Annotated in this window: 15 protein-coding genes; 5 read left to right on the forward strand and 10 right to left on the reverse strand. The window is 71.0% G+C overall.

From position 1 onward, the window contains the following. Positions 1-32: 32 nt before the first annotated feature. From ACFYW1_RS18120 to ACFYW1_RS18160, 9 genes are all read right to left on the reverse strand, one after another. A complete protein-coding gene (locus ACFYW1_RS18120; RefSeq protein ID WP_388993436.1) occupies positions 33-1,253 on the reverse strand; it encodes a DUF4185 domain-containing protein in 1,221 nt (406 codons plus the stop codon). Positions 1,254-1,434: 181 nt separating this feature from the next. Further along, positions 1,435-2,424 (reverse strand): alpha/beta hydrolase, encoded by a 990-nt coding sequence (locus ACFYW1_RS18125; RefSeq protein WP_388993439.1) that lies wholly within the window; start codon positions 2,422-2,424, stop codon positions 1,435-1,437. 46 nt (positions 2,425-2,470) lie between these two features. Then, positions 2,471-3,433, reverse strand: a complete 963-nt coding sequence (locus tag ACFYW1_RS18130) for an LGFP repeat-containing protein (RefSeq protein ID WP_388993976.1) — start codon at positions 3,431-3,433, stop codon at positions 2,471-2,473. 200 nt (positions 3,434-3,633) lie between these two features. Next, positions 3,634-5,121 carry a serine/threonine-protein kinase gene (locus ACFYW1_RS18135; protein WP_388993443.1) on the reverse strand — a complete coding sequence of 496 codons (1,488 nt, stop codon included), beginning with the start codon at positions 5,119-5,121 and terminating at the stop codon, positions 3,634-3,636. Between the two features lie 180 nt (positions 5,122-5,301). Further along, a complete protein-coding gene (locus ACFYW1_RS18140) occupies positions 5,302-6,087 on the reverse strand; it encodes a serine/threonine protein kinase (protein WP_388993979.1) in 786 nt (261 codons plus the stop codon). 76 nt (positions 6,088-6,163) lie between these two features. Further along, a complete protein-coding gene (locus tag ACFYW1_RS18145; protein WP_388993446.1) occupies positions 6,164-6,427 on the reverse strand; it encodes a DUF397 domain-containing protein in 264 nt (87 codons plus the stop codon). Next, a complete protein-coding gene (locus ACFYW1_RS18150) occupies positions 6,420-6,611 on the reverse strand; it encodes a DUF397 domain-containing protein (protein ID WP_388993449.1) in 192 nt (63 codons plus the stop codon). Before ACFYW1_RS18150 ends, ACFYW1_RS18145 begins: the two co-directional genes overlap by 8 nt. A 54-nt stretch (positions 6,612-6,665) precedes the next feature. Beyond that, on the reverse strand, positions 6,666-6,857 hold the full coding sequence (locus ACFYW1_RS18155; protein ID WP_388993452.1) for a DUF397 domain-containing protein: 192 nt from the start codon (positions 6,855-6,857) through the stop codon (positions 6,666-6,668). A gap of 11 nt (positions 6,858-6,868) precedes the next feature. Then, positions 6,869-7,720, reverse strand: coding sequence for a Scr1 family TA system antitoxin-like transcriptional regulator (locus ACFYW1_RS18160; RefSeq protein WP_388993455.1), 852 nt, complete (start codon positions 7,718-7,720; stop codon positions 6,869-6,871). 213 nt (positions 7,721-7,933) lie between these two features. Here ACFYW1_RS18160 and ACFYW1_RS18165 point away from each other — a divergent pair, with 213 nt between their 5' ends. Both ACFYW1_RS18165 and ACFYW1_RS18170 read left to right on the forward strand, forming a co-directional pair. Beyond that, positions 7,934-8,377 (forward strand): ATP-binding protein, encoded by a 444-nt coding sequence (locus ACFYW1_RS18165; protein WP_388993458.1) that lies wholly within the window; start codon positions 7,934-7,936, stop codon positions 8,375-8,377. Between the two features lie 135 nt (positions 8,378-8,512). Beyond that, positions 8,513-9,910 (forward strand): endonuclease/exonuclease/phosphatase family protein, encoded by a 1,398-nt coding sequence (locus tag ACFYW1_RS18170; protein ID WP_388993461.1) that lies wholly within the window; start codon positions 8,513-8,515, stop codon positions 9,908-9,910. 190 nt (positions 9,911-10,100) lie between these two features. Here ACFYW1_RS18170 and ACFYW1_RS18175 read toward each other — a convergent pair whose 3' ends face one another. After that, entirely contained in the window at positions 10,101-10,862 is a 762-nt protein-coding gene (locus tag ACFYW1_RS18175) for a DUF4232 domain-containing protein (protein WP_388993464.1), read from the reverse strand. A 286-nt stretch (positions 10,863-11,148) separates the two neighbouring features. Here ACFYW1_RS18175 and ACFYW1_RS18180 point away from each other — a divergent pair, with 286 nt between their 5' ends. From ACFYW1_RS18180 to ACFYW1_RS18190, 3 genes are all read left to right on the forward strand, one after another. Beyond that, positions 11,149-13,023, forward strand: coding sequence for a hypothetical protein (locus ACFYW1_RS18180; RefSeq protein ID WP_388993467.1), 1,875 nt, complete (start codon positions 11,149-11,151; stop codon positions 13,021-13,023). Between the two features lie 288 nt (positions 13,024-13,311). After that, positions 13,312-15,648 (forward strand): alpha/beta hydrolase, encoded by a 2,337-nt coding sequence (locus ACFYW1_RS18185; RefSeq protein WP_388993470.1) that lies wholly within the window; start codon positions 13,312-13,314, stop codon positions 15,646-15,648. Beyond that, on the forward strand, positions 15,645-16,250 hold the full coding sequence (locus ACFYW1_RS18190; RefSeq protein WP_388993473.1) for a hypothetical protein: 606 nt from the start codon (positions 15,645-15,647) through the stop codon (positions 16,248-16,250). Before ACFYW1_RS18185 ends, ACFYW1_RS18190 begins: the two co-directional genes overlap by 4 nt. Positions 16,251-16,439 lie beyond the last annotated feature (189 nt).

Raw genomic sequence — 16,439 nt, forward strand, 5'->3', positions numbered from 1 at the left:
TTCCTGAAGCCCCGTGCGGCGTTCTGCGCGCGTCAGGGCCGGATGCCGTCGTACTGCAGGACGCGGTAGGGCGTCTTGCCGTGGTTCACGGACTGCCACTGCGAGGCGATCAGGGTCAGGGAGGTGGCGCTCGCGCTGCCGGGGTGGATGTATCCGCCGTAGAGGAACGGGAGCTGGGGCCTGCCCCAGTGGTGCGGCGGGAGGGCGTCGCCGACGATCTGCACCTTGGGGGCGGTCCACACCGCGTCCGGGCGGGGTGCGGTGCGGGTGCAGATCGAGTAGTCGTCCACGTCGAAGTAGCTCATGCAGTACGTGTCGCCGATCCGCTTGACGGAGAACTCGCCGATCCTGTTCCCGGACAGCATGACCGACGGGGCCGCTGCCCGCGTCCACTGCCAACGGCCGTCCAGGAAGGCCCAGTTCTCCTGGGCGCCGAAGTTGCCCGCGCGGAACTCGTCCGGCCGGATACGGAACAGCTGGATCGCGCCGCCGTCGGCGGTGTTCGCGTGCGTGCCGTTCCAGCGCTTGGAGAAGACGTACAGCCACCCGTCGGGATCGATGCCCGCGAACGACCACATCCCGTACATGGACTGGTTCGTCCCCTGGGTGTCGCCGGCCCAGTGGTACGGGTAGTCCTGCCAGGTCACGCCGTAGTCGTCCGAGTAGGCGACGCCCGACATCAGCGAGCCGTCGTACCCGGCCGGGATGTTCTCCCACAGGGCCACGGACGTGTACTGGATGTACGTGCGGCCCCCGAACTCGATGCAGTCGTTCGGGATGCGGGTGATCTCGAAGCCGTGCCCGTTGTCGGCCCGGTGCGCGTAGTCGAAGCACTGCTTGGCGGCGCCCCCGGTGGGCATCGCCCAGGAGAACGAGATCGGGGTTCCGCCGGAGGCGTCGAAGGCGGCCTGGTTCAGGATCACCGGGGATCCCAGGTAGGGGTCGGCCTGGGCGATCCCGCCGAACGCGTCGCCGAACACGTAGCCCCAGGTGTTGTCGTGCTCCCGGTGGTAGGGGATCGCCAGGTCCCCGGAGCCGAGTCCCTGTGCGCTCGCCGAGTCGCCGGGCTGCTCGCACAGGGGCGTGCCCGTCTGGAGCGGCCCGGCGGACCGGTCGTCGGCGGTCGCCGTGCCGGGGGCGGCACCCAGCAGGCCGGCCCCCAGGGCGAAGCCCAGGCCGGCCTTGAGCGCCGACCGACGGGTGGGGTGCCGGTGGGCGGTGTTCCGGGGGGCCGGCTGCGAGGGAGTGGGCATGTGCGGTCCTCCGTGGGTCCGGTGGTGATGAGGGGCTTCGGAAGCACAACGAACCGGTGGGCGACGGGTTTTCCACGTCGCCCACCGGTCCGCCGATCTGCCGGTCCGCCGGTTCGTGGGCCTACCGGTCCACCGGTCCGCCGATCCGTCGGCCCGTCGGCCCGTTGTCCGTCGGTCGTGCCTACGCCTTGCGGAGCCGGGCGACGATGCCGTCGAGGTCGCGCTTGAACAGGTCGGGGCGGACGAAGTGGCCGCCGGGCACCTCGTGCCACTCGTGCGGGATGTTCGCCTTGCCCAGCAGGCTGCGGAACTCCCGCTGACCGGCCAGGACCTGGGTCTCGTTGGCCGTGTCGAACCAGTTGATCGGGTCGGGGCTGGTGCCGGCGACCATGAAGACCCGCTTGTTGCGGTAGCTCTCGATGCGCTGGACCGGGTTGTCGGCGCTGACCCGGGCCTCGTCCCACAGCGGTACGCCGTAGACCGTGCCGCCGCCCAGTTCGATGGCGGCGGAGGACACGTTGGCCCAGTGGGCGACCAGGCCGAAGTCGCGGCGCAGGCTGGCCGGTCCGGAGTGCGCGCTGACCGAGGCGAAGTGGCCGTAGTACTTGGCCGCGTACTTCAGCGCGCCGAAGCCGCCCATCGAGAAACCGGAGACGGCACGGCCGTTGTACTCGGCGTACGTACGGAAGTTGGCGTCGATCCACGGGAGCAGCTGGGCGATGTGGAACGTCTCCCAGTTGCGGGGGCCGACATTGGAGCTGACCGGGTTGGAGTACCAGCCCGCGTGGCCGCCGTCGGGCATCACGACGATGATCGGCTTGCCCGCGGTCCAGTCCCGGATGCCCATGCGGTCGAAGGTGATGAAGTCCTGGTCGGTGCCGCCGCCGTGGAAGAGGTAGAGGACGGGGTAGGTGCGTCCGCTGGTGTGGTAGCCGTCGGGGAGCAGGACGTTGACGCCCGGGTTCCAGCCGATCGCGTCGGTCTGGAAGCGGTAGTACCACATGCGGCTGTTGCTCTCGTTGCGGTCCACGATGCGCAGCCCGAAGCCGTCTCCCGCCGCCTGGGCTGCGGTCGCGGTCCCGAGGACGCCGGCCCCGCCGAGGGCCGCCGCGGCGGAGAGCCCGCCAACGGTCTTCAGGACACTTCTGCGGGTGGGGCGGTGCTCGCTCAAGATGACCTCCTGGTAGGGGGTGGCGGGGGAGTGGGGGAAACGGGGGTCAGTTGTCGGTGATCCAGGTGCCCCTGTCGGGGTGCCAGTGGATGGTGGCCTTCTGGAACTTCTGTGCCTTGCCGCCGCCCGCCTCGTCGGTCTCGTCGGTGAGGGGGTAGCCGAGGGCGGCCTCGTGCCCGGCGGCGTGGAAGGCGTCGTAGATCGCGCCGTGCACGGGGTGGGTGCCGGTCTGCGGGGACCAGAGGAACAGGCCGCGTTCGAAGAACTGGTAGCGGCCCCGGGTGCCGTCCGGCGCCGGTGCGGCGTCCGCCTCGTCCATGGTGGGGAATCCCCAGCGGCGTTCCGCGTCCGTGTCCCAGAACTTCTGCAGGATGTCGCCGTGGACCGCGTGGGCCACGTCCGGGTGCCAGATGATGATCCCGTTGCGGAAGAGCTGGAAGCGTCCGCCGAGCGAGGAGTTCTCCTCGGCGCGGACCGGTGCGCCGAGCGGTCCGCCGCTGCCGCCCAGGGCGGTGTACTTCGCGCCGATCGTGCCGTACGGCCGGAACGCCTCGGCCATCAGCTCCCGGGCGTAGCCCTCCGCCTGGCCGTAGCGCTCCGGATACGCGGAGCGCTGGACGGCCTGGGCCAGCTCGCCCGCGGTGGCCCAGCGGGGCTCCATCTGCTGGGCCACCTCGAAGAACTTGTTCGCCGCGTAGTCGACGTCGAGGCACTGGGCGGGTTGGCACCAGCCCATCGAGGGCCGCTGCTGGAAGACGCCGAGCGAGTCCCGGTCCCCGCAGGCCAGGTTGTTCATGCGGGACTCGACCCAGCCCGTCTCGAATCCGGCGAGCATCACCTTGGCGGACACGCCGCGGCGCTGCCCGACCTCGTACACCTTGCGGGTCACCGCGATGTCCCGGTTCGCCGGGATGTCGCAGAAGAGTTCGGCCGGGGCGGAGTTCCCGAGGGGGCCCGGTACGTCGCCCGCGCCCTGCGCGAACGCCGCCGGGTTGCCGAGGCCGGACATGGCCACGGTGATCAGCAGGACCGTTGATCTCCGCATCAGGCGTCGTCGTCGTTCGGTCGAGCCACGCACGTGTCTGCTCCTTCGCGTCGGAACGGCCTTGTGCGGCCCGTCGGCCGGCGGTCCGCAAGGTAGTCACGGGGCGGCCGTCCGGCACATCCGGAACGATCCGGAGTGACAGCCCACGGCGTGGGCGCCGACACTCACCGCACGGGCGGTCCGGGCGACTTCGGCGGCGCGCAGTCGGGCACCCGGGGGTGGTCCGTCGTGCGCACGGCGGGCAGCCAGGCCGAGGTGCGGTCGGACCCGGCCGGCAGCCGCACCCGGTACCACTGGGTGGAACTCGCGTCGGACTCGTCGATGATGGGCGTCCCCCGGGTGAGGCGGCAGTAGACGGCGAGGACGTCGCCGTGCCACACCCGGGTCGGGACGACGTTGTCGATGGTGTACGGCCGGAGGGGGTCGATGGCCAGGCCGAGGCTGCACTGCGGTCTCCGGTCGGTACGGCCCCGGCAGTCGTCGTCGGCGTTGAACACCCGCAGCCGCCCCGCCGGTTCGCCGAGCGCGTCCGGTACGGGGCCGCCGACGGCGTGCGACCAGACCGTCGCGGCCACCGCGCACACCGCTACGGCCACGGGCGCGGCGCGGAACCACCGGCGGCGACGTGCCGGGCGGGGCATACGTGCCGGACGGGGTGAGGACGACGGCGACGACGGCGATAACGACGGCGACGGTGGTCGTGCGGTGATGCGCGCCAGGATGCTCTCGGCGCTGTGCGCGGCGCGTTCGGCGTGGGTCGGGGCCAGGCAGTCGATGGCCAGGGCGCGCCAGAACGGCGGCAGCGCGCTGTCGATCCGCAGCGGCGCGCGCCCGGCGGCGTACTCCTGGACCGCCGCGCCGCGCGCCGTCGGCGTCGCGCCGGGGAACGGCGAGGCGCCGGACGCGAACACCTCGTGGATCATGATGCCCAGGGCCCAGACGTCGGCGCTGGGCCGGACCTCCACGCCGTGTTCGCCGAGCGGGGCCCGCCAGCGTTCGGGCGGGAGGTAGTCCGGGGTGCCCATCGGCGGCGCGTACCCGTGGGTGCCGTCGGTGCCGGTCAGTTCGGTGGCGAGGCCGAAGTCGGACAGCCGGGGCGTGCCGTCGGCCATCAGCAGGATGTTCTCCGGCTTGAGGTCGCCGTGCACCCAGCCGCTGCGGTGCAGGTGGGCCAGGCCCTCGCAGATCCCGGCGAACAGCCGGGCCACGTCCGCCTCCGCGACTCCGGCGTCGAACACCTCCCGCAGGCTGCGCTCGGCCCGCTCCATCACCAGCACGATCGCCCCGTCCAGGAACGCCCGGCCGGGATCGCTGATCACGACGGAGTCCAGCAGGCGGATCAGCCCCGGATGCCCGGCCCGGTGGCCGAGTTCGACCTCGCGCCGGGCGGTCTCCGCGACCTTGCGGGCCTGGCGCGGCGCGAGTCCCGCGGTCGGCAGGAACTTGAGCGCGACCTCGGCCGGTTCCTCGGCCGGCCCGTCCACCGGCCCGTCCACCGGCCCGTCGGCCGGTTCCTCGACGGGTCGACCCGCGTAGACCGTCGCCCAGCCGCCGGACGCGATGGGCTCGGTGACCTCCCAGCAGCCGACCCGGTAGCCGCGCGGGAGCGGCTCCGTGTGGTCGCTTCCCGATGTGTCGCCCCGCGCATGCACCGTTTCCGCCTCCGGTCCCCCGCCCGCACCGGTGCGTGCCGCCGCACGCGGTGGGCCCGCGGGGTTTCGTGGGCCCGCGGCTCCTCGTGATCCTGCCGCAGCGCCCCGGGAGCCCGCAGCGTTTCGCGGGTCAACGACCCAACTGCCGGTAGTGCAAGGCAACTTGGGCTGTTTTCCTTGCTACCGGGTGTGAGTGGCGGCCCGGGGCGGGAGCAGTGCCAGGTGCTCCTCCCGTACGAGTCCGAACCGCAGCGCGATCCCGACGAGCGCCTCCCGTTTCCCGTTGCGGCGCGCCCCTCCCGGTCCGTTTCCGGCCGGGGCGCTGATCCGCATCTTCTCCTCGGCGAGGTAGTCGATGTGCGAGCTGACCGCCCGGGCCCGCAACCGGCCGCATGCGGAGTGCCCCCGGAGCCGTTCGACGATCTGCGGGGTGGTCGGGACCGCGACCGGCGACTCGTCGCGCAGTCGAGGTTCGCAGAGCGCGACCAGGACCAGGAAGTACAGGGCCGTCTCGTCCAGGGAGTACGCCATGACGGTGCGGCCGTCCCACGGGCCCGCCGGGCCGTCGGGGTCCAGGTAGACGTGGTCGGGGGCGAACACCTGGAAGGCGACGGTGGTGTCGCGGCGGGTGGGCAGCACGACCCGGGAGAACTCGAAGGGGATCGGGGCGCCGGCCCGGCGGGGCGGGACCCGCAGGTACTCCCCGGCCCCCTCCGGGTTCTCCACCAGGTAGCTCTGGGTCGTGCTGTGGTTGCTGAGCTGCCAGTGGTCGTCCGTCACCCGGATCTCACCGGCCAGCCGTGAGATGGCCTCGTCGTCCAGGCGCAGTTCGACCGGGATCGTCGCGGAGCCGCGCCCGAAGCGCGCCGTCTCCCCCGGACCGAGCCGCAACGTCACCGGGTCGCCGCACGGCGCTCCTCCGACGGCACCGCTCCTCTGCGGCAGATAGATCACTATCCCGCTCAGCGCCCCCACCTCGCCCCATGTCGGGTGACTTCCATGCCCCCGAACGCTACCCATCCCACCGGCCACCGCACCGGATTCAGCTCCTCGTTGCCGCCCCGTCCCCGTCGACGGGTTCGGCGAAGTGGTCGAACTCACCGGCCACGACCCCCTTGGCGAACGCCTCCCACTTGGCCCGGGTGGTCGTGACGACGGTGGCGGGGTCGCCGGTCTCCCGGAGGAGGACGAGCCCGTCCGGCCCGAAGGCGATCTCGATCCAGGGCCCGGCCCCCTCCGCGTCCTCGGGCGCGGCCCGGACCCAGGTGAGGCCGTCGGGGCTGCCGGGGCCGGGGGCGTCAGCCACGGGGAAGGCCCTCCTTGACGGCGCGTACGAGGGCGGCCCAGGCGGCGGGCGTGGTGCGGAGCACCGTCCCGGCGGGGTCGCCGGATTCGGTGAGTCCGACCGTGTCGGGGGCGGTCGCGGCCACGTGTATGCAGGAGTTGCCCTGTGCGCAGTAGGACGACTTCTGCCAGGCGGGAGAGGACATCTCGGGTTCCTTCACAGGTCGCGGACGATGTCGGGGCTGCCGGGGCCGGGGGCGTCAGTCACGGGGAAGGCCCTCCTTGACGGCGCGTACGAGGGCGGCCCAGGCGGCGGGCGTGGTGCGGAGCACCGTCCCGGCGGGATCGCCGGACTCGGTGAGCCCGACCGCCCCGGGGGCGGTCGCGGCCACGTGTATGCATGCCTCGCCCTGTGCGCAGTAGGACGACTTCTGCCAGGCGTACGCGGACATCTCGGCTCCTTTCACAGGCCCTGGGCGACCTTGTGGATGAGTTCTCGGGACTGCTCGACGTTCAGGGCTGCGGCATCAAGCCGTTCGAGCAGCAGGCGGTACTGGGCCAGCTGGGCTTCCGCGTCGATGAACACGGGCCCGTGGGACTGGTCGAGTTGCGCGGTGTCGAGTGCGGGCACCGGCCCGTGCACGTAGTACACGGACTGTCCCGAGCCCGGGTAGTACGTGGCTTCGAAAGGGATGACCCGGATGGTCGCGTGCGGCAGTTCGCTCAGTTCGAGCAGGTGCCGGAGCTGACGCCGTGCGATGTCCGGTCCGCCGAATGCCATGCGCAGGGCGGCCTCGTGGATGACGGCGCGGTAGGGGGCGGGGTTTTCCCGGTAGAGCACTTCCTGGCGCTTGATGCGGTAGGAGACGCGGTGCTCGATGTCCGGCGGCGGCAACTCGGGAACGGCCTGCCGGTAGATCTCCCGGGCGTGGTCGACGGTCTGGAGCAGACCGGGAATGTGGATGCTGTGTGCCGCGTCCAGGCCGGTGCCGTGGTGCTCGATCTCGGCCAGGTCGAGCAGTGTGGAGGGCAGGATCTCCCGGTACTCCTCCCACCAGCCGCGTCTGCGGTCGCTGGTCATGGCAACGAGTGCCTCGATCAGCGCTTGGTCGGTGCAGGAGTACGTGTGGGCCGCGATCCGTACGCGTTCGGCACTCACGCCGAAGCGCGCCACTTCTATGTTGCTGAGCTGTCCCGAGCTCGTACCGAGGAGGGCGGCGGCCTGAGTGGTGGTCATTCCGGCGCGTTCCCGCAGCTTGCGCAGCTCGGCGCCGAGCCGGGCGCGGCGTGCGGTGAGGGCGGACCTGCCTGCCATCTCGAACTCTCCCTGGAATACAGCTGAGGTGGGCTGTCACTCACACGAGTGGTTCAGCTCAAGGATTCCGGTCAACTGGTGCAAACAATCCTTGCCTGACTCTAGTCTCGGTCTCAGGCCACCGGCCCGGAAGCACCCCGCTCGACGGAGCGATCTCGTCACCGGGCAATCCGAAGCGCAACCTTCAACCCCCCTCCGTGAATGGAGACTTCCATGGCCAGTGCCACGGTATCCCCGCCCTGGACGTACACACTCCAACTCCCGCAGGATCCCCGCGCCCCCGGCGTCGCCCGTGCCACCCTGCGCAACGTCCTCCGCGTGCACGGCATGCGCGAACTGACCGAGACCGCCGAACTGTTGGCGAGCGAGCTGGTCACCAATGCCTACCTGTACTCCTCGGGCCCGTACTCCCTGCGCCTGCGCGATGCCGGGCGCAGCCGGGTCCGGCTGAGCGTGTGGGACACCGACCCGTACATTCCCGCCCCCTTCCACCGGGGCATCCCGGCCCCGGACGAACTGGCCGAACGCGGCCGGGGCCTGTATCTCGTCACCCTTTACGCGGAACGCTGGGGCGCCTATCTCATGCGGACCGGGCTGCCCGGGCAGGGCGGAAAACTGCTCTGGGTGGAATGCGCGGCGAAGGAACAGCAGGGGTGAGGAAAGAAGGAAGCCGGGAAACCCGCGTGGAATGATCCTGAACCGCTCACAAGCAACAGAAGAAGAAAGCAGGGGAAGTTGTTCCGTCGAATACTGAGCTGGGCTGCCGCGTTCGCGGCGATATTGAGTGTGACGGTGGCGTTCGCGCCCGCGGCGTCGGCCGCGGACACCGAGGCGATCGCCAAGTCCGCCGGCCAGAAGTGGGTCCTGAAGTCGGAGGCCACCGGCAAGTACGTCTCCACCGAGATCAATGACACCGGAAACCAGTGGGCCAAACTGCGCGCCCGGAGCGACGAGCCGGGCGCCTGGGAGCGGTTCACGCTGCACACCGATGACGAGGGCAGGACCGTCAGCCTGAGGTTCGAGGCCAGCGGTTACTTCGCCAGCACCGAGATCGAGGACGGCGGGACCCACGACGGGATGCTGCGGGCCCGTGGTGCGAACATCGGCAGCTGGGAGCGGTTCACCCTCGTACCGAAGGGTGACGGGAAGTACGCGTTGCTGGGGCAGGCGGAGGACATGTACGTCTCCGCGGAGGTGAACGACACCGGGAGCGACTACGGGCTCCTGCGGGCCCGTTCCAAGACGGTGGGCTCGTGGGAGCGGTTCACCCTGGAGAAGGCCGGTGCGGCCGGGATCCAGGAGGGCGTGAAGGATTCCGGGGCAGCCGTACCGCCGGTCGCCGGACCGGCCGCCTCGTCCACGGCGCAGGTCATGTCCTGGAACGTCTGCGGCAACATCAACACGGACAGCCCGTGCAACGGCGGAAAGCCGATCGGCAAGGACGCCCTCGCCGCGGGCATCAACGACCGTATCGAGAAGGCCGCGTCCTACCCGGACGTGATCTTCTTCCAGGAGTTCTGCGAGAAGCACGCCAAGCCGGTCGAACTGGCGCTGGAGGACAAGGGCCCCTACCAGTGGGACGTGCGCTTCGCGCCGGTCACCTACAACGTCGACGGGACCGGTCTGAAGGCGCACAAGGAGTGCATGGACGCCGACGGGTACGACCGCGGGGCGTACGGCGTCGCCATCGCGGTGCCCGACGAGAACTCCTGGTACCAGGCGTACGAGCTGCCGTCCCCGGAGACGTACGTGAACAACAAGGGCGTGACCCGCAAGGCGGAGCAGCGTGCGGCGATCTGCGCGAGCGTTCCCTCCCAGGCCGCCATGTACTGCTCCGCGCACTTCAGCACCGGCGGCAAGGACTGGGACGACCCCAAGCGCGAATGGCAGCCGAAGCAGGCCGCGATGCTCATGGAGAAGGCCGACCAGGGCGGCTACCGGCCGGTCTTCGGCGGCGACCTGAACGTGAGCCCGCCCGCCCGGGGCTTCGGCGTGCTGACGCCGATGTACGACCGGTACCAGGAGTGCGACGAGAAGAACGGCGTCTACGACGGCGACGACACCAAGGACGGCGAGAAGATCGACTACATCTTCAGCCCCTACACGTTCGCCGCGTGCTCGGTGCAGACCTATGTCGGACTGTCCGACCACTACTCCATCCACGGCGCGATACAGCTGCCGCCCAAGTGACGGGAACCCCGGTCCGGGCGTGCCCCGGCGGTGGCCCTGCACCGTGAACGACGCCGAGGGCCCGGATCCACCGCAATGGCGGGTCCGGGCCCTCGACGCCGGGGGACGGAGAGGGACGTACGGCGGAGGGGCGGGGCAGGGGTGGCGTGCCCCGCCCCTCCGCCGTACGTCCCGGTTCGACGGGGTGTGATCAGCCCGCGGACTCCATGGAGCTGACGGCCTCGGCGATCGTGCTCTGGTACAGGCCCAGCTTCGGGCTGTCGACCTTGGCGCCCGGGGGGAGCGGGAAGTTCTGGGTGTCGGCGTTGGACATGTTCTCGCCGTCGACCAGCACGCTCATCTCATTGACCCAGGTCACACCGTTCTCGCCGCTCGGGTTGAAGTCGAGCACCGCGATGGCGGCCGTCTTGGGCTTGACCGCGTACGCCGGGGCGCCGCCCAGCCCGCCGGGAACCGCCGGCTTGATGTCGCCGCTGTGGTCCGAGGCGTTCTGGGCACCCAGGCTGACCTGCGGGAAGTAGCTCAGACCACAGGAGTTCGCACCGGTGTTGTTGACCTCGATCACCTGCTGGGTGTCCGAGCCCTCGCGGGGGTACACGCGGATCGACAGGTCGCCGATCTTGCACGGGTGCTTGTAGGCGTAGCTGTCGCTGGTGTTGCCGCCGCCGCCGCTCGCGGCGCTGCCGCCGGACGTGCCCGTCTCCTTCGAGGAGCCGGTGTTCTGCGCGCTGCCGCCGGTCTTCGAGGTGCCCTCGGAGCCCGTGCCCTTCGAGGCGCCCTCGGTCTTCGAGGTGCCCTCGGAGCCCGTGGAGGCGGAGGCCGAGGCGCCGGCGTCCGCCGTGCCGGCGGACTGCGTGCCGTCGTCCCCGTTGCAGGCGGTGAGGGCCAGGGCGAGCACGGCGGTGACGACACCGAGAGCGGCGGTGTTCTTGCGGGTGCGGAGCGTACGCATGGAAATTCTCCCAGGACGAGTGTGAGACAAGGCCCGGATCCTGCGGCTAGCCGCTCTCTCTGACCTCTTGACAACTAAAGCTTCCTGTGGGTCGCTCACGTTCTGCTGACGTCTCACTGACGTCCTGCTGACGTCTTCGCGGTCGCTTTCCCGGTCGGTTTCGGACAGGCCGTACCGCCGGGTTCCGGCCGTCCGCTGCGGGTGGGTGGTGAAAACCGGTGGCGCGGGGCCGGGGGGCCTGCCAGGCTTCGCGCATGACTCAAGGAATCGAGACCCACTCCGCCCGTTGAGCGCCCAGGAAGAGCGCAGCGCGCTCGTCCCCCGGCCCTCGCTGTACGCCTACGCCCTGCGCCTCCATCGCGGAGAGCCCGGCGGCAGGCTCCCCGCAAGGGGGTACGAACTTCCGCCCCAGCCGGAACCCACCGGGAAGAGAACCGGGTGGTCCGAGACCTGCGAGGCCCTGGAAGCCGTACTGAACCCCTGGCTGACGCCCTCGGACGACGCGGGTCCGGACAAGATCCGTTCGGGTCGGGGCGACGTCGCACGGGCCGCCGAAGAGATCCACCGGGGCCTTCGCGAACTGAGGGCCCGTGGCGGTCATGTCCAGTACGTGGTCTCCCGGGCGGCCATCGACGACGAGGTCCGGGCCCGTGCGCTCGGCCGTTGCCTGGTGCGTACCGGAACCGCCCCCCTGCCCGTCTGCGTCGGCCTCGCACTCCTCGCCCGCTTCGGCGAGCCGGAGGACGTGCCGTATCTGAAGGTCCTCGGACAGCTGCGGGACCTGGTCGGACTCGCCGTCCTGGCGCTCGACGGCATCGACCGGCCCACGGCGGCCCTGGTCTGGCTGGGCCACTACACCGAGGGGCCCGAGGAACGCCGGCTGGTCGACGCCCTGGTGGCGGGCGACGCGGACGCCGTCCTGCGATGCCTGGTGGCCCTTCCCCGGGGCATGCGGAGCAGCGGGACCACGCGTGTCCGCAGGATCCTCGAAGCCACCCGGCTCGTCGACGTCCTTCGGGCGCGACGACTGCCGGATGACCCGCCGGCCACCGAACTGCTTGCCTGGACCGGACAGTTGCTGCTCTGGACAGCGAGCGCGTGCGACGACCGGGCCGAGATCCTCCACTACCCGGGAGCGATGGACGCGTACGAGGCGTTCGTCGCGCACGCCGCCGAACTGCCGCCCGGCGTCGACCATTACGCGCTCCTGCTGTCCGTCGCCCTCGAACTGCACAGCGGACCGAGCCGGATACTCGACTGGGCGCCCGGCCGGCGCGAGGCGTTGCTGGACGCGCTGGAATCCGCACTGAACCGGCCCGGATGGAAGGCCGTCGTGTCCGAGGGCGACCCCGAGGAAGGCCGGGGCCCCGGACCGGACCCGGAGTCCGATGAGGCGGCCGCCGAGCGCCGTTGGCGGGTGGACTGGATCAGGCGGACGGCACGGCAGCCGTTCCGGCGGGTCACCGGGCCGGAGGAACGGCTGCGGTTCGAGTGCACCGAGATCGATCCCGGGGACTGGGGCGGCACCGAGACGCGCATCCTGGTCGACGGGCGCCCCCTGGTGCCGGAAGTGTTCGGCCGGGGGCCCGCCAACTGCCCTACCCACCTGCTCGACGGCGGCCTCCTGCGGGCCGCGGACGAGCCCCGGGAGGTGCAGCTCGCCGAGGCGTACTGCGCCGAGGGCTGTTGCGGGGCGCTGTACGTCACCATCCGCAGGGACGGGGACCAGGTCGTCTGGTCCGACTGGCGCCTTCCGGCCCGGTGGGACTCGCCCGAGCTGCCCGAGCGCCGCTTCGACGCCGCCGCGTACGACGCGGAGGTCGCCCGGGCCGAGAACGACCACTCATGGGCCTCGCCGGCCTACCGGACCGCCCGGCTGATCGCCGCCGGTCTGCGCGACCGGCCGGACCTGCTCACCCGCTGGGACGCGCGACTGCACTGGATCAGCGACAGTTACCGCGACCGGGACTGCACCGACATCTCTCTCATGTACCGCGTGGAACCGGACACCGGCCAGGGACGGGACACCGGACGGGGCCGGGAGGAGGACTCCTGGCGACAGCGCATGTGGCGCATCCCGGTTGACGGCACCTCACCCGAGGACCGGGCCTCCGCCGCACTGCGACGCCTCGCCGCGGAGGACCCGAGGACGTACGGCTGAGGAGGGTGCGGGGCGCCCCCAATGACCCGTAACGGGCTGGTCGGTGGCGGTACGGGAGGGGTCGGGCAAGGACGTTGAGTCCGGCATTGGGTCCTGGGGCCCATGCCGTGCCCTGGTCAGGTGTGGTCGCATACCGATACCAGGGGGAGAACTGTCGCTGCGCCCATTTACAAGCTGGGGAGACCCGCCGTGTCTGGCATACGAGTATTAACGGTACAGGGTGGTGCCGACACCGGCACCGCCGAGGTCCCTCCGGGCAGACAGTCGCTGTCGCGCTCCTTGCAAGCGGTGCTGATTCTCGTCCGATTGCTCTTCGTCGTCACGGTCGTCGGCGCGTTCGACGCGCTGACCGTGGCCTCGTCGATCGATGCGGTGGACGGTCGGCTGCTGGGCATGGTGCTGTACGCGTCTCTGCCCGGCATCACAGGATTCGTGCTGTCGTTCTATCTGCGGACCGGCGGGGTCTGGGTCCGGCGCGGGCTCGTCGCCGTGCACGGCTGGCTCCTCCTCGGGGCGCTGGCGACGCTGAACGACGCGGAGAACGGCCGGGGCGTGACGCAGCTGGTGCTGCCCGTCGTCGTCATCGTCCTGCTGTCCCGGGCCCGGTCGCGTGCCTGGTTCCGGCTCGCCCCCGAACAGCGGGCCGAGCGGCGGCAGTTCAGCTTCGTGCGGATGGCCAAGTGGCGTCGTGACACCGGTCAGACCGCGATGGAGTACCTGGGCATGATCCTCGTGGTCGTGGCCCTCATCGGCGGGCTCGTGGCCACGGGGATCGGCGGCCAGCTGAACGGCGAGATCCGGAACGCCATCTGCCAGCTGACCGGAAGCGCCTGTGCGCCGCCCGGCGGCGACGTGGTCGCCGGTGAAGGGAACGGGAGCGGCGGTGGCGGCGGTGACGGCGCGACATCCGGTGCCGGGACCGAGGGCGCGACCGTGACCGGTGGCTCGGGCTCGTCCGGGGGCAACGGCTCCGGAGGCAATGGCGCCGGCGGTTCGGGCTCCGGTGGTTCCGGCTCCGGAGGCGCGGACGCGACCGGCGGCTCCGGCTCCGGTGGTTCGGGCTCCGGCGGCTCCGGCTCCGGTGGTTCGGGCTCCGGCGGCTCCGGTTCGACCGGTGGCTCCGGTGGTTCCGGCGACACCAGTGGTTCCGTGGGCACCGGTGGTTCGGAGGGGACCGCCGGTTCTTCCACAGAGGTCGACGCGGGTAGACAAGAGCCGGGCGGCGGTTCCACCGGCGAATCCGACGGTGGTTTCCTCTCCGGCGTCGTCGGCGACGACGGCCTGATGGGCGACATCACCGGGGCGATCGACACGATCGCGCACCCCGTGGACACCGTGAGGGGCGTCGTCGACCAGTACTCCCAGGCCGCGAAGAAGGCCGGCGGCAAGTGGGACAAGGGCCAGTTCATCGCCGCCGCGTGGGACGCGAGCAAGGGCGGTGGCGCGTTCAGCGGGATGCCCGGTTCCGGTACGCGCGTCGATGCCGCGGTGGGGGAGTCGGAGCGCCAGTACCTCGAGGAGCGCATCCCGTCCAACGCCAACGCGGCCGCCCGTGAGTTCTGGTGGAACGGGATGACCCAGGAGCAGCGCGACCGCTACCTGGACCTCTTCCCGGAGAAGATCGGGATGATGGACGGGATCCCGGCGGCGGACCGGGACGCGGCGAACCGCAAGAACCTGCCGAACCTGATCTCGAAGCTGGAGGGGCAGACCGACAAGGAGTCGCAGAAGAAGCTCGCCGGGCTGCGGGAGATCGAGCGGCAGCTCAAGGAGGGCAGCCAGCCTCCGATGTACCTCATCGGCATCGGGGACGAGGGCAACGGGCGGGCCATCGTCTCCTACGGCAACCCCGACACCTCGAAGAACGTGTCGGCCTACGTGCCGGGGCTGAACACGTCCCTCGACGAGGAGTTCGCGAAGAGCGGCCTCAAGCGGGCCCGTGACACGGCGATCGGCGCCCAGGGCTACGACCCGTCCAGCGCCGCGATCATCTGGCTCGGGTACGACGCGCCGCAGACCCCGGACGGGCTGCAGAGCCTGGCGGTCGCGGGCACCAAGCGGGCGGAGAAGGGCGGCGCGGCCTACAACGAGTTCATGAGCGGCATCGTCGCCACCAACCGGACCGGTGATCCGCACATCACGGCCATCGGGCACTCCTACGGCTCGCGCGCCGTCGGTGCCGCGACCCAGCACCCCGGCGGCATTCCGGGGGTGGACGACATCATCCTGGTCGGCAGCCCCGGTGTGGGCGTGGACAACGCCGCTGACCTGGGCGTCGGCGCCGGGCACGTCTTCGTGGGTGCCGCGGAGAACGACCCGGTGACCAAGCTCCCGTCCAAGACGCAGGTGGTCGTGGGCGCGATCGGTATGGTGCTGGGTGGGCCGGCCGGCTCCTACGTCGCGGGGGATCTGGCCGACCCGGGCGACGACGACCTCTGGTTCGGCAAGGACCCGGCGAGCAAGGCGTTCGGGGCCAGGCGGTTCCCGGTCGACCCGGGCAAGCCCATGAGCTTCGACTCGCACTCCAACTACTTCACCCCGTCACGGGACGCCGTCTCCGCGGACAGCATCGCTCTTATCGTGTCGGGGCACGCCGACCGGCTCAAGATTGAGGAGTACCGATGAGGCGCAAGTTCCAGATCGCGACGGTGGCGCTGGTGGTCGGCCTCGCGCTGGCCGGTTGTGGCAGCGAGCAGGCCGGGTCGGGTGCGAGTGGCAGGACCGGCGCGGCCAAGAGCGTCACGGGCACCGGGAAGGACAACGGCACCAAGGGGAACAGCGTGGACATGCAGGAGGCCGCCGAGACGTCCGACGGCATGCTCGACGCCGTGCTGAAGAAGATCGACCCCGAGGTGCAGTGGGCGCACGGTCCGACGACGAAGGGCAGTTGTGACGTGACGCGCAGGCGCACCGTCATGACCATCGTGTCGGCGGACCGTCGCCAGGACTTCCTGGACCAGGTCGAGAAGTTCTGGCGCGAGAGCGGCTACCGGATCAAGGCGAAGAACGTCGACGAGACGTTCCCGGCGGTCTACGCGCAGACGGACACCGGCTTCGGCATCAGCGTGAGCGTCCGCGCCAAGGGGCAGGTCTTCTTCGAGGCGGACACTCCCTGTGTGAAGGAGTCGAAGGTCGCCGAGCCGAAGTCCGAGCCGAACGGGCCGGCGTACAAGGGGGTCTACCCCCTGCCGAGTCCCAACGTCCGCTCCGACCACTGGTCGGCCTGACGAACGATCCGATGCGCCGGGCGGGACGAACTCCCGCCCGGCGCATCGGGCTGTCACGGGGCCGTGCGCCCGCCCGGTCCGCCCCCGAGCCCCCTGCGTCCTCCCCGTGCGCCGGCCGTGACGACCCGTGCGCCGCTCATGACGACCCATGAACCGGAAGGCCCGTCAGGTGCGCCCGGGCGGGGGGAC

It is taken from the genome of Streptomyces sp. NPDC002669, assembly GCF_042889165.1.
Lineage (GTDB): Bacteria > Actinomycetota > Actinomycetes > Streptomycetales > Streptomycetaceae > Streptomyces.